At 40.3% G+C, this 13,890-nt stretch carries 13 protein-coding genes; 4 read left to right on the forward strand and 9 right to left on the reverse strand.

Going from position 1 to position 13,890, the window contains the following annotated elements:
- Positions 1 to 30: 30 nt before the first annotated feature.
- The 8 genes from H6G76_RS02635 to H6G76_RS02670 all read right to left on the reverse strand — a co-directional run bounded on the left by H6G76_RS02635 (position 31) and on the right by H6G76_RS02670 (position 7,551).
- Positions 31 to 555 carry a tetratricopeptide repeat protein gene (locus H6G76_RS02635; protein ID WP_190695028.1) on the reverse strand — a complete coding sequence of 175 codons (525 nt, stop codon included), beginning with the start codon at positions 553 to 555 and terminating at the stop codon, positions 31 to 33.
- Positions 556 to 864: 309 nt separating this feature from the next.
- On the reverse strand, positions 865 to 1,767 hold the full coding sequence (locus H6G76_RS02640; RefSeq protein ID WP_190695030.1) for a transporter substrate-binding domain-containing protein: 903 nt from the start codon (positions 1,765 to 1,767) through the stop codon (positions 865 to 867).
- A 44-nt stretch (positions 1,768 to 1,811) separates the two neighbouring features.
- Positions 1,812 to 2,168 (reverse strand): 50S ribosomal protein L20, encoded by a 357-nt coding sequence (gene rplT / locus H6G76_RS02645; protein WP_190685724.1) that lies wholly within the window; start codon positions 2,166 to 2,168, stop codon positions 1,812 to 1,814.
- A 32-nt stretch (positions 2,169 to 2,200) separates the two neighbouring features.
- The gene (rpmI, locus tag H6G76_RS02650; protein WP_190695032.1) at positions 2,201 to 2,398 is read right to left on the reverse strand and encodes a 50S ribosomal protein L35; all 198 of its coding nucleotides are present in this window, start codon (positions 2,396 to 2,398) and stop codon (positions 2,201 to 2,203) included.
- Positions 2,399 to 2,522: 124 nt separating this feature from the next.
- Complete coding sequence (locus tag H6G76_RS02655; RefSeq protein WP_190695034.1) at positions 2,523 to 3,551, reverse strand: hypothetical protein; 1,029 nt, start codon at positions 3,549 to 3,551, stop codon at positions 2,523 to 2,525.
- A gap of 310 nt (positions 3,552 to 3,861) precedes the next feature.
- Positions 3,862 to 4,440, reverse strand: a complete 579-nt coding sequence (locus H6G76_RS02660) for a Uma2 family endonuclease (RefSeq protein WP_190695036.1) — start codon at positions 4,438 to 4,440, stop codon at positions 3,862 to 3,864.
- 205 nt (positions 4,441 to 4,645) lie between these two features.
- A complete protein-coding gene (locus tag H6G76_RS02665) occupies positions 4,646 to 5,035 on the reverse strand; it encodes a hypothetical protein (protein WP_190695038.1) in 390 nt (129 codons plus the stop codon).
- A 56-nt stretch (positions 5,036 to 5,091) separates the two neighbouring features.
- Positions 5,092 to 7,551 (reverse strand): ATP-dependent helicase, encoded by a 2,460-nt coding sequence (locus tag H6G76_RS02670; protein WP_190695040.1) that lies wholly within the window; start codon positions 7,549 to 7,551, stop codon positions 5,092 to 5,094.
- Between the two features lie 201 nt (positions 7,552 to 7,752).
- Here H6G76_RS02670 and H6G76_RS02675 point away from each other — a divergent pair, with 201 nt between their 5' ends.
- Positions 7,753 to 9,432, forward strand: coding sequence for a phospholipid carrier-dependent glycosyltransferase (locus H6G76_RS02675; protein ID WP_190695042.1), 1,680 nt, complete (start codon positions 7,753 to 7,755; stop codon positions 9,430 to 9,432).
- A 40-nt stretch (positions 9,433 to 9,472) separates the two neighbouring features.
- On the opposite strand, the gene H6G76_RS02680 is transcribed toward H6G76_RS02675, so the two are convergent.
- Complete coding sequence (locus H6G76_RS02680) at positions 9,473 to 10,558, reverse strand: RuBisCO accumulation factor 1 (protein WP_190695044.1); 1,086 nt, start codon at positions 10,556 to 10,558, stop codon at positions 9,473 to 9,475.
- Positions 10,559 to 10,800: 242 nt separating this feature from the next.
- On the opposite strand from H6G76_RS02680, the gene H6G76_RS02685 reads away from it, so the two are divergent.
- The 3 genes from H6G76_RS02685 to H6G76_RS02695 all read left to right on the forward strand — a co-directional run bounded on the left by H6G76_RS02685 (position 10,801) and on the right by H6G76_RS02695 (position 13,876).
- Positions 10,801 to 11,745, forward strand: coding sequence for a response regulator (locus tag H6G76_RS02685; RefSeq protein WP_190695046.1), 945 nt, complete (start codon positions 10,801 to 10,803; stop codon positions 11,743 to 11,745).
- Positions 11,746 to 11,830: 85 nt separating this feature from the next.
- Positions 11,831 to 12,523: a bifunctional demethylmenaquinone methyltransferase/2-methoxy-6-polyprenyl-1,4-benzoquinol methylase UbiE gene (gene ubiE, locus H6G76_RS02690; protein WP_190695048.1), complete on the forward strand. Its 693-nt coding sequence runs from the start codon at positions 11,831 to 11,833 to the stop codon at positions 12,521 to 12,523.
- 117 nt (positions 12,524 to 12,640) lie between these two features.
- A complete protein-coding gene (locus tag H6G76_RS02695; protein WP_190695050.1) occupies positions 12,641 to 13,876 on the forward strand; it encodes a DUF445 family protein in 1,236 nt (411 codons plus the stop codon).
- The last annotated feature ends 14 nt before the right edge of the window (positions 13,877 to 13,890 follow it).

The raw sequence follows: 13,890 nt of genomic DNA on the forward strand, positions 1-13,890 counted from the left end.
GAGCTAGTATCAAAATTACACACTTATTAATTATGCAGAAACCAAGCGACGGAGAGATTCAACACGACGTTTGGCAATAGCATTATTAGGAGCCAATTTCAGAGCTTCTTCGTAACTTTGTAAAGCCTGAGCATTTAATTTTTTTCGTTCATAGGCATGACCGATATTATTTAATGCCACCACATAATCTGGTTTATTTTTCAGTGCTTCTTTGTACTGACGAATTGCTAAATCATATTGCTCTTGAGCAAAGTAAGCATATCCAAACCCATTGTAAATAGGCGCAACGGCTTCTTCACCTTCCTCTTCAGCTGTTTTGAGAGCTTTTTGAAATAGCGCGATCGCTTGGCTATACAATTTTTTTTCAGAATAGATACAGGCTAACTCATAATATTCTTGAGTTGTACCTTTTTCTTTCTCCAACTTTTTACGCAACCGCGAAAATGAGCTTTCTAACCTCCGAGTTTTGAAAATCTGGCGAAAAACACTCACAACAGCAAATGCGAGAATTCCTACAATGATCGTGAGGTAAACAACAGCTAGACTATTATCCATCGCCTGCTAAGACAAATATTAAAACTAGTTTCTATATCTATTATCAACCCTGGAGGGGGATGATATCGTGTTCAGTGAAAGACTTACAGCAGGGAATAGGCAACAGGCAATAGGCAATAGGGTTGAAAGCCTGTTGATATATGGCTTTGTTATTAAAATTTGTATCTCATTTACCTGCAATGTGCTGTATCATTCAGTTCGTAGAGAGCAGAGGCTTAGGGGAAAAGTTTTGTAGTGCTTGCACAGATGCATGGAGCCAAAACCAATCAGCCTGGTAAAGTCACAAAGGACAAATGACGAATGACTAAATTATGGTAATCGCCAATATTGAGCGCGTTGCTTGAGCCAACCTTCTGCTATATATCGAGCGATCGCTTCATTTACATTACGTCGCAGTTCGTCGTATTGCAATCCCTTGGGCAGAACTACAGATAAAGGTTCTGTCGATAACTTAGTTGGTAACAATCTATATTGAGGATATTGTTGCACCCAACCGCTAAGAACGCTGGCATCGGCAGCAAAAGCTATAACTTTGTTATTTTCTAGTTGCTCTCGTGCTTCCTGGTAAGAATTGACTCCCACTAATTCAGCATTGGGAAGATAATAACGTACTTGAGCAATTGTATTAGAGTGATTGAGTACAACAACTTTCCGCTTTTCTAAATCCCGAAGTTGCTGTATAGAGGTATCTTTGGTAATTAAGTAAGTGCCATCGTAGTAGTAAGGCACACTGAAACTAACTAGGCGGGCGCGTGATTCTGTGGCGGTAACTCTGGCAATAGCGAAATCGACTTGATGATTTAAGACTACAGATAAGCGATCGCGGTTTGCTACAGGTTGCAACTTGACAGCATCTGCTTTACCCAGTAAATCAACTGCCAAGCGTTGCGCCAAATCAATTTCTAAGCCTTGGAGATTGCCGTTAGCATCCCTAAATCCTAGGGGACGCAAGTTATCTTTAATCGCAATATTAAAATAACCACGTCGCTGAATTTTTGGCATTTCTGCGGCAGATGCAGGTAGTCCTGTGACTAACGTCAAAAAGCAGAAAGTATAAATGGTAGCGGGTAATACCAGATGTAACCGGATAAAGGATAAAGGATAAAGGATAAAGGATGAAAAAAAGATTTGTTGCGTCACTAATTTTTTGAGTAACAAGCTCATCCCTTTTAAACCCCTTGATTTATGTTCAAGGTAAGTTTCAGCCTTCATACTTCATACTTCATCCTTCAAAGGTTATTCATCCGATACCGCCTTTATGCTTTAGCTTGGCTGGCAAGTTCAGCTACTTTGCTAAAGCTAGCAGGATCGAGAACTGCCAATTGTGCCAACATTTTGCGGTTGAGTTGGATATCAGCTTTTTTCAAGTTGCCAATCAACTGGCTATAGCTCAAACCATGTTGTCTAGCAGCAGCGTTAATCCGAGTGATCCACAGACGACGAAAATCGCGTTTGCGCTTTTTGCGATCGCGGTATGCACTGCGGAGTGCCTTCATTACTTGCTGGTTAGCGGTTCTAAACAGAGTGGAGTGAGAACCACGAAAACCTTTAGCTAATTTGAGAATTTTATTGCGGCGTTTACGAGCTACGTTACCGCGTTTTACGCGAGTCATATTTTAATTCCTGAAAGCCTGAAAAGTTTACATTACAAATAAGGAAGCATCAAGCGCACGTTTTCTTCGTCGCGCTCGTTGACAATTGCCATTTTGGAAAATTTACGCTTTTTGTTGGTACTCTTGTGTTCTAACAAGTGGTTCTTAAAAGCTTTGCGACGGACGATTTTACCGCTACCAGTAGCGCGGAACCGTTTCGCTGCTGCTTTACGGGTCTTTAGTTTAGGCATTGGCTGGCTTTAAATTTGACAATTCGACACGATCCATAATTATATACTATTCTCATTACTGAATTGCCAATGTAGAGACGTAGCTACGTCTCTACATTTTGTTGTTGACGATCGCTTCACAAATCTACCGTTCAATATCCGGGTCTAAGACGATTTGAGAACCAGATTCGTTAGTATGATAAGTCCAAGACTCACGGCGCACTCGCACAATTACTTCCCAACCTTCGATGGGGTTGTATTCTTCAGTGCAGATTTCGCCAAAGTTGAAGACACAACGATTACTAAAAGTTTTGCGTTTAGCTTGAGTAATTCTTAAATCCCTCTCATCCTCTCCAGAACGTCGAGCCGCATCACGCAAGATTTTATCTGCAATCGCTCTTGGAAGTCGCTGATTATTTTCTGAACCTGAGTCGGAAATTTGCGGATCTAAAACGATCCGATTACCAGACTCATCAACATGGTAAGTCCAAGACTCTCTCCCAACTCGCACAATTACTTCCCAACCTTCAATTGGGTTGTATTCTCTGGTACAAACTTCACCAAAGTTGAAGATACAAGGATTACTAAAGGTTTTGCGTGTAGCTTGCGTAATTCTGATATCACTAGTATCTACATCAGAAGAACGACGACCAGCATCGCGTAAAACTGAATTAGCGATCGCTCTTGGTAATCGAGTGTTAGTGTCTGTATCTGAATCTCCATTTTGTGGATCTAAAACGATACGACTACCAGATTCATCAACATGGTAAGTAAAATATTGATTTTGAACTGTAACAACAACTTCCCAACCTTGAATAGGGTTATACTCCCTAGTGCAAACTTCGCCAAAGTTGAAGATACAAGGATTACTAAAGGTTTTGCGTGTAGCTTGCGTAATTCTCACCTCGCCATTTGAGACTCCCTCACGCCGCGCCGCATCACGAATTACGGAGTTAGCAATTACTCTTGGTAGTCGATTTGAGCGATTACGAAAGTGGTCAGGTAAGCGTTGAGAAAGTTGGATTGGTTCGCCACGTGGAGCAGCTTCAGCCGTGTAATTACCTGTTAATCCCTGTGCAACAGACAGCAAGCTTGTTAACGCAAGGGTCAAAACAACACCTTTAGGAAGCTTGCTAGTGCTGTTGATTATTGAAGACAAATGAATATTTTCCATACCGTCATACCTAGAGGCTACAGGCTAGAGGCTAGGGACTAGTATTTTTTACTCAGTAATGCCAGTTATGACAACTTTGGAACCCAAAGCAACGCACTGGCTCCTTAGCACTCTGCACTTTTTCAAGCTAAGTTGACGGATGATCTGATTTGATTGTTGCTATTAAGTAGGTCGTCGTGAATATTTATCGTCAGGATAAGGCAGGAGGCAAGAGGCAGAAGGCAGAAGAGAAGAGGCTTTTAGCTTAATTAATCTTTCGTAACATAGTTAGGTTTTTTCTCACCGACTTACTTAGGCATTACGAATTGTATTACTCAAACTCTGGTGGCCAAAGTTCTGCGATCGCTAATTCCCAACCTGGAAGTAGCTCTGGTATTGTTAGTTTGTCGTTGTCTTTTAAAACGAGTGGTTCAAGGTTAGGGCGATAAACTTTGACTAATAGTTGGTCAGGGTCGATGAGAATACCAACAGTCGCTCCTAGTTGTAAGAATAATTTAATTTTTTCTTCTAGTGGTCTGAGGCGGTCGCTTTTGGATTTCACCTCAACCATCAAGTCGGGTACTAACTCTACAAAATCACGCTGAGTTTTTTTGAGTCTTTCGGCGCGCACAAATGAAACATCTGGAGCGCGTAAATTTCGCTTTTCAGTATCGCCAGGAGTTTCATTAGTTTCCAGACTAGGTAAGATAAAACCAGCACTAGAACCAGTCACTCTGCCGAGTTTGCGAGGCATGACCCAGACGTTCAAGAACGTCAACAGACGAGAACCTATTTCGTCTGATTCATAATCGGATGGCCCCATAACAATAATGTTCCCCTCGACAAGCTCCATCCGCCAATCAGGATTTTGTGACTGTAATTTTTCTAAGTCTTTAATTGTTAGTGACATAAGGCATAACTCGCTTCATAAGCGATCGCTTTCTATAATATTAGGACTTACGCACAAGTAACAAGAAACGTAGACGCGCAAGCGGCTTGCCGCAGGGTACCACAAAGTACGCAAAGAACACAAAGAAAAAAGAGTTTGAGATAGTTTTTCTGTTAAGTATGCTTGACTGCTCTTGGAATTAAATAAGTAACGCACCAACGAAATTTTAAGGTGCATCTATTTCACTTCGGTGTTTAATATTGTCAAAACTATATCCTAATTCGTTAATAAACTTTTCCACTTCATCTATACAAGAAAAGTAATAGTTATCCTTTTGTCTTATATCGTCTCCAGTTTCATATTTTCCAATTTCATGAACATCTCGCCGTAGTTCTTTAATAATTACATGATATGGTGTTTTTTCTCTCTTTTCGGCTTCTCTAACTTTAATTTGATAAAGGTCTTCGTCTAAATAATCTTCTCTTTGAGGCGTGAATGATAATTTCTGGAGTTTATTAATTAAAATCCATCCCAAATATTCACGGTCATCAGTTTCTTTTATAAAACCCCATTGTTCGCCATTACTTAGTTTTTTCTTCAGTTCTACTTTATCCATATACTTCTTTTCAATTAAATATAGTTAGTTTAATTTCATACTTCATACTTCACACTTCATACTTCAATTGATTCTGGAAACTGCCGCTTTAATGCCGGAAACACAGGACAAGGGGCTTGTTCTTGTAAATTGTCTGGCTTACTCCAAGTGAAAGGTGCTTTATGTGCGGCAGACATCCATAACAGACGCTTGGCGCGTGTCATAGCAACATAAAGCAAACGGTATTCTTCAGCAGTTTTTAAGTGTTTGGCTTGTTCCCAAGCTTGGGTAACATCCGGTATACCAGATTCTCCGTGGAGAGCGGCACGAATTTGGGCGCGTGCTACTTCTGATAATGTGAAGTCTCCTAAAAACTGGCTTTGAGGCGGAACCCAAAACCGACCAGGAATTAAATTTTCATGCAAAAAGGGAATAAAAACATAGTCCCAATCCAGCCCTTTGGCTTTGTGCATGGTAATAATAGTGAGTTGATTAGGGCGGGTATAGTGTGCTTCTAAATCTTCGGTTTCTACAGGCTCAAAGCGTTCGGAATTAACAATTTCGCTTAAAGCTGACAGCATTGTACCCATTGAACTACCACCAGCTATTTGCTGATTGACTCGTTCTGCAAGTTTGTCAGCAGTTGCTAATTCTGCTTGGTCGTAATTCAACGCCAAAGCCAGGAAGGAAATTAATTGGTAAAGAGGAAGTTCTAAGCGGGCGCGGAGTAGGCTACGGCAAAGGTGAGCCGCTTTTTCTGCTGGTTCTGGTTGGGGTGCTGCTAAAGGGCCAGGATATAAAAACTCTTCTGGCAAACTAGCGAGGGCGTTGAGGTCTTGGGTAGGAATTAATTGCCTTTGTACTAATACTTCTAAGGCAGCTTTAAGATAATCTGGTGAGTGCGGTCGATCGCAAAATTGTAATAATGCCAAAATTTCTTGCGGTACGTGCGAACGGCGATCGCGTTCTCCTACATCGTACAGTGTAATTTTATGCTCTTTACATACAGGTGCCAGCATTTCTGCTAACCATCGGCCTTGGCGATTTTCTCTCACTAATACCGCCGCCCGTGTATTTGCTGGGTCTGGTGTAAATAACTCAACTACTCTTTTAGATAGTAGTTCGACCGTGTGATGAATATCACGAGGTGTGTATAATTCTAAACCTCTACCTTCCGGTGCAGGGTTGGCATTTTTTTGGGGATCACTGACATCAACAGGATAAATTGTCTGTGGGCGGAAGGGTGAAGAGGCGTTAAGATGAGGCGACTTTTGATTTTTCGCGCCGTAGAAACTGTTCACCCACTCCAACGCAAAGTTAGCCGCCGCAATTATAATTCTCGTACTGCGACCAGCTTGATTCATTGTGGCTAATTTTTCAACGCGATCGCACTCCTCACAAAATTGCCGAAAATAAATTGGGTCGGCTGGTGTAAAAGTTGAGTTAATTGCTTGGTTAGGATCGCCAACTCTAACTAAATTTAATGGGGAGTGGGGAGTGGGAAGAGGAGACGGGGCAGGGGGCAGGGAGTAAGGGGGAAATTTCTCTTCCCTCTGCTCCTCTGCTCCTCTGCTCCTCTGCTTCTCCTCATCACCATCGCTTGCCAAGATTTCTAACAACCGGGTTTGCAATGGACTAGAATCTTGGGCTTCGTCTTCAAAGACAGCGAAAACTTGGTTTTGTTCGATGCGGCGCGCGCTGTCATTTTCTAACACTCGTAGGGCGGCGAGAATCATATCGTCGTAGTCGATGAAGTCGCGCGATCGCATTAAGTTCTGATATTGTTCATATAATCCTGCCGCTATGCTTAAGATTGCATATTCATCGGCAGTTTGTTTACTCCACTGTTGTAGTTGTTCTGGCGATAGACCAGAACTTTTTGCTTCGTGAATTACTGTAGTTGCTAAGTCTGGCAATACTTCTGTTCGCAACACAGATTGACGGCGTAATCTTTCAGTTTCTTCACCATCAAATTGTTGCCCTTCTAGTAAACGAAAATATTTTTCAGGATTGTTGTTAATCCATTGTTCTACTGCTGTGCGAATTAAGCGATGGCTTTGGCTAGGCGTAATTAATGTCAGATTTTCTAACTCTAAACCTGATAAATCTGGATAACGACTAGCTATATTTAATGCCAGACCATGTAATGTATAGACGGCAAAACCTGTTTGTGGTAGTGATAAATCTTCACGTAAATATTTACGAATTTTCGCTTTAATATTGGCAGCCGCAGAGCGAGTAAAGGTAACAACTACTAACTGGCGATGAACGGATGAACGCGAAAGGGCTAAACTTTCATACTGACGCGCAATTGCGATCGCCGCCGCCGCCGCCATACCTGTAGATTTACCCGCACCAGGAACAGCAGAAACCGCCAATGGCCCCGATAGCCAATCCGCCATTTGTTGTTGTCCCTGGCGTAAGCCATTGCGAATTGCTAATATTTTTGCTCTTAAAGATGATACAGGTGATGACTGCGATATTTCCGATGAGACAGATTCAACTGGTACAGTAGCAGTAAAGTTAGTATCTGACATGGAGAATTTTATACTTTTGGCTGATGGGCAAAACAATCTAATTAAGTGAATAAAAAGGTAGTATAAAAATTTTTCTTTTCCTCCTATATGTCTCAGAAATGAATATTTAACTTGAGTAATTTATATAATTTTTAAGCAATAGATACAAATAGGCATTTTTGTTTATGTGTATTTATGGTGAACAACTTTCATAACTCAATAATGACCAATAACAGACTTTATCTACATTATCTAAGTTTAACTGGGGCGATCGCACTAGGTGCTATTTTGCGCTTTTGGCATTTAGATTTAAAACCTTTATGGATGGATGAAGTAATTACTTCTATCTTTAGTTTAGGTAAAAATTATCAAGATTTGCCTTTGGATGTGGTCTTTCCTTTAGAACGAGTCCAGGAACTTTTCACCTTTCAAGCTGGGGTAAGCTGTTCACAAATTGCCATGACTCTCAATACTCAGTCTACTCATCCACCGTTATTCTTCTGCGCCATGTATAAATGGCTAAGTTGGATGAGTCCTTTAGGCACAGAATGGGTAGCAAAAATGCGATCGCTACCTGCCTTATTAGGTGTAGCTATAATCCCTGCAATTTATTTGGTAAATCGCATTGCCTTTTCCAAGGCTGCTGGAATTACAGCAGCCTTGATTATGGCTACTTCGCCCTTTGCCGTTTACCTATCCCAAGAGGCAAGACATTATACTGCGCCGATGTTCCTGATCACTTTATCGTTGTTAGGACTGATGCAAATTCAACGGGATATCTTTGAGCGATCGCGTCTGAGATTCTGGCTTTGGCTATTGTGGACTATTATTAATAGTATTGGTATTTATATTCACTACTTTTTTAGTTTAGCATTTATCGCAGAAGTTCTTACTTTAATTACTATAATTTATCATCAAAAAATAGACTTTGCTTTAACAAAAAAAATATTTATTTTCCTTTTTATTTCCCTTACTAGCGTTGTTATTAGCTTTATTCCTTGGTTGCTAGCAATTTTCAATCATGTTCAGCGTACAGAAACAAACTGGTTGCCTACGCCTACTTTCATTTCACCCATTTATCAAACTATAATTAACTGGGTGTTGATGATAATTGCACTGCCTGTAGAAAACCAGCCGCTAACAATTATGATCATTAATGGATTACTAATGGTAATCTTTTTTATTTGGTTAGGGCTAAAAATATTTCAAGGCTTGAGTCTTCTGTGGAAACACAATACAACTCATTTATCTACCAAGACACTTTTATGTTTTAGTATATTTGTAATTTTAGAATTTTTTATTATTACCTATCTATTTGGCAAAGATATTACTGTTGTTCCTAGATATAATTTTGTTTACTATCCAAGTATGTGCGCGCTTTTAGCAGCTAGTATTAATGCCAAGCCAAAGTCAAATTTTAACAATAATAAATTAATCTCAAAAATTGTAATTATTAGTATTATTAGCTGTACCTTTGTTGTATCTAACTTAGCCTTTCAAAAACCATTTCAACCAGATAGAGTTGCTCAAAATATGAATTTAGAGCCAGCTACTCCACTAATGCTAATTACTGGCTATGGTAATTATCAAGATGTGGCATTAGGATTAAGTTTCGCTTTAGCATTAGAACCGCTAAGAAATGTAAATACATCAATGAGAAAATTAGATAATTTTGCTTTTATCAAAAATCAATCTAATTTACCGGTATTCTGGAATAAGCTTTCACAATTAGCTATTCCCGCTACTCCTCAGTTGAATTTATGGATAGTCGGCCCTGGTATGAGAAGACGCGATTATCAACCACAGATTACACTAGCTGAAAAAATTCTTTGCAATATAGATCCTAAACAGCACTATCGTCTAGGGATTCCCTATCAACTTTATCGCTGTAACAAAACATAATTTCAGCAGCCGACTATCCACGTCACTTTTAAAAAATTAACTATTCGTCAATCAGCCAGGGTTCTTTGATGACTTCTTCATCCAAAATTCTCTTGGGACGCACAATTACAATAACTTTTCCCAGAATGGAGATATCTGGTTCAGTTTCTAGCCATTGAATATCTAAATCTCCAGCATGATCAACAACAAAATAGCTATTAGCATCCCATTGTCTTTGTGCGCGATCTACAACTATCAGCACTTCTTCTTTGCTAGTTTTTGTTTGATTAGGAAGGCGATCGCTGTTTGCTAACATCACTACCGGATCTTGTGCATTTAACAACACTTGCCAACCAGGTACTGGTACCCAAGCTTGTTCGCCAGCAAACTTAACCATCTGAAATGGTTCTATGGCTGTAATCATAGGTACAGCTTGCAAGTCTTGTGCTGTCAAAGGAAATTTACCCACAACCGGGACAATCCGAGGTAATTCTTCTTCGGAATCAAGGCGGTAGAAAGGCAGCAGGGGAGCCGGACGTTTAGGAACCACGGAAAAATCAACTAGCAGTTGTTCTAATTGCTTCCTGGCTGAATCGGTATGAGCAAAACGCAATCCTTTAGCAATTAAACGAGAGCGTTCTGCCAAATCTGAATTTTGTCGTGCTAATTTCCATGCTTGGTAAGCAACTGCATCCCCTACATGAGCCGAAAATCCCTCTGGTAATGTACGTAACCAAAAGTAATCTTTGATCGCTTTAGCTATATCTCTTGCGCCATCTATATCAAGTTTGTGAATAAAACTTAGTTCTGCCGCCGCCGCCCGTTCTTCTTGAGTCAGCAAGCGTAATTCATACAATACATCACTACCTCTTGTACTGTAGTGCGATCGCGCTGCTTCTGATATCCCAACTTTTTCTATAGAATTGTAAACTTGCGCGCCAACCACTACCTGATTTTGTTGAATCGGCTCAAATCCCGTGGCTTCAAAAATTTCTTGGGGATTATAACCAGATTTTTGCAGAGTAGCGATCGCCCATCCCCACTCCACCCAATTACCTTGCTTTTGCCTCAGCTTGCGAAGTAACTCTTGTGTCTCATCATTTGCGAGAGGTTGAGGATTTTGTGTGTTGGGTGGTAAATCAGTCATAAGCTAAAGTGACAAATAACAATTGAGAATAGTACTGATATTTGATCGGCAAATCTTATTTTAATCTTTAACAGCCGAATACCTTTACACTCTACCGCCAAACCAAATTATAAGTTATGAATAATACACACAAGTTATGCTTGGAACTATATCAGTAGCTTTACCCAAGGCTTAGTAACTCGATATCAACTAAGCTTAGTTTGGAATATAACAATATAGTGAATATTTACAGGAATTATCTCATGGATAATCCCATACAGGAAATAAATACAAGTCGTCGTTCAGTGGCTACCTTAGAAAGAGCAAAAAAACTGAAGATATTGGTAGTTGACGATGAGCCAGATAATCTTGATTTACTTTATCGTACTTTTCGCCGCGACTTTCAAGTTTTAAAAGCTGAGAGTGGGATCAATGCCCTAGAAGTTTTGGCAGCTGAAGGTGAAGTAGCAGTCATTATCTCTGATCAACGAATGCCAGAAATGAAAGGCACTGAGTTTCTCAGCAAAACTGTGCCTCAGTTTCCAGATACAGTCAGGATAATACTAACTGGTTTCACTGATATTGAGGACTTAGTAGAAGCAATTAATGCTGGACAAGTCTACAAATACATTACAAAGCCTTGGGATCCAGGTGAACTTAAGGCTGTAGTTCAAAGAGCCGCCGAAACCTATGACTTGCTAAAGCAGCGTACAGAAGAATTGCGTCGTGCTAATGCTCAAATGGCTTTGCTGTCGGTTTTAGTGCAAGTTACTCAAGCCGCAGATAGCTTAGAATCTATTCTGGAGCCGATAGCTACAGCTTTTAGTGATAGTTTTGCTGCTGATGGCTGCATTTTGCAGTTAGTTGAAGGAAACCAACTAGTTGCAACTCAAGGTAGCCATAGCCAGGTTGGTACTTTGGTAAATTGGCTAGAAAAAGACAGCTTGGCAAATGAAGCGATCGCTACCGGAAAAATGCAAGTAGCCTTAAATGTAGGTAAAGATCCTAAACTGGCAGCTTTGGCACACTATCAAGATTCGGGCGTACAAGCACATTTAATTATTCCAATTACCTACCGGAATGGTATCTTAGGAGTGTTGTCACTCCAATGGAAGCAGCCTTGCTCCCTGCGTGAGGATGAACTGAACCTGATTAATTTATCAGGGCAACTGGTAGCGATCGCACTTAATAGTAGTCGTTGCCATTAAGCACAAGTTTAGTCAAGAGTCCATAGTCCATAGTCCATAGCGAGGTTATGTTAACTCTTGACCACTGACTATTGACTATTAACCAATGAATCAAGATGTTCGTGCCATTTTTAACAGTATTGCTCCAGTATATGACCAGCTAAATAATTGGTTGAGTCTGGGACAACACCACATCTGGAAAGAAATGGCTATCAAGTGGTGTGATGTTGAACCTGGAGATACTTGTATTGATTTATGTTGTGGGAGCGGCGATTTAGCCTTGCGTTTGGCACGACGTGTAGGTACAACAGGACAAGTGTATGGTGTGGATTTTTCATCCAACTTACTAGCAACTGCTAAAGAACGCTCTCAACAACAATATCCCCAGCCTCCTATATCTTGGATAGAAGCAGATGTTCTCAATTTGCCCTTTGAGGATAATCAATTCGATGCTGCAACAATGGGCTATGGTTTAAGAAATGTTAAAGATATTCCTGGCAGCCTGAGAGAGATTCACCGAGTTTTAAAACCAGGTGCAAAGGCAGCGATTTTAGACTTTCATCGACCTAATAATCAGCAATTCCGCGCTTTTCAACAGTGGTACTTAAACTCTATAGTTGTACCAATGGCTGAAAGTATGGGCTTAAAAGAAGAGTATGCCTATATCAGTCCCAGCTTGGATCGTTTTCCGACAGGAGATGAACAGAAAGCATTAGCTATCCAAGCTGGTTTTGCATCAGTTACACACTACCCCATTGCGAACGGTATGATGGGAGTGCTGGTACTCAGTAAATTTTAGATTTTCGAGTTAAATTCTAGATTGGCTCTGCTGGTAACAAAGCAGAAGCTTAATTATCCAGAAATTAACACCTGATTCTAAATTTTCCAAACTCAAAATTGGCAAGTCCAAAATCTCGTGGATTGGTCTCATCTTTGGCTTTATGTGTCTCCTCCGATTCTAGGCGGAGTAATTGGCTATTTCACAAATGATATAGCCATCAAAATGTTATTTCGTCCTTACCGAGCCATATACATTGGTGGACGAAGAGTACCCTTTACGCCTGGTTTGATCCCCCGCAACCAGGAACGTCTAGCTAAAAACATTTCCAACACAATTATGGGGTCGCTGCTTACGCCAGAAGAATTACAAAAACTGGCGCGGCGCTTGTTGCAAACAGAACGAGTGCAAGGAGCGATTTTATGGTTATTACGCCTAGCAATTGAACAAATTAAACCAGAAAAAAACCAAAAAAGCACCAAAATTGTGGCAGGGATTTTACGTGACTTATTAGGAGAATCGTTGCCACGGTTGCTGAAGGTTTTAGCACGAAGAGAAGATTTTTTAGAGGCGCAAATCAATCAGATATTTGACCAAGTACTGCTGGAATTACAACTGAGTGACGAACAAGCGACGCGTCTCGCTGACTGGTTATTACAGACCGTTGTACCACCAGATGTATTGCGTCAAGCGATTATTGATTTTTTAACAGATCGCACGATTCAAATTATCGATGAAAGCTTTCGAGAAAAAACCAGTGGAACTTATTGGGTAGTAGCGAATCTGTTTGGTTTACGCAATACTTTGACCAGATTAAGAACTTTTTGTTTGGATGAAAAAGAAGCGACAAATGCGCGTTTGCAAGAATTAACTCAAGATTTGCAACTGCGCGATCGCTTGAAAAAAATCCTGCAAAATTTATCATTGCAAAACTTACCTATTGGTACAGTGCGTCAGCTACGCAAAACGACACGCGAAACAGTTCGTCATTATATTCAAACCAGTGGTAGTGATTTGTTACAAGGCTTAACTGATTCTGTTAATTGGGATAATATTGCCACGCTGCTATTAAATCGTCTGAGTGCTTCGCCTGTTGTTAATTCCTCTTTGGAAGTTGTCAGCCAAGAATTAGCTTTGATTTTAGAACGTTATTTAGAAAAAGATTTAGAAGCTATTGTTGCTCAAGTAATTCCCATTTTGTCAATAGACCAAGTAATTATTGACAGAGTAAAATCAACTTCTCCGGCTGATTTAGAAGACGCAATTGAAGGAATTGTCAAAAATGAATTACAGGCGATCGTGACTTTAGGAGGCGTTTTAGGTTTTATTATTGGGTTATTCCAAACAGGCTTTTTCATATTCAGCCAGCAGTAGGTTATTTTAATTAA

The sequence above is a fragment of the Nostoc sp. FACHB-152 genome, from assembly GCF_014697475.1.
GTDB lineage: Bacteria > Cyanobacteriota > Cyanobacteriia > Cyanobacteriales > Nostocaceae > Nostoc_B.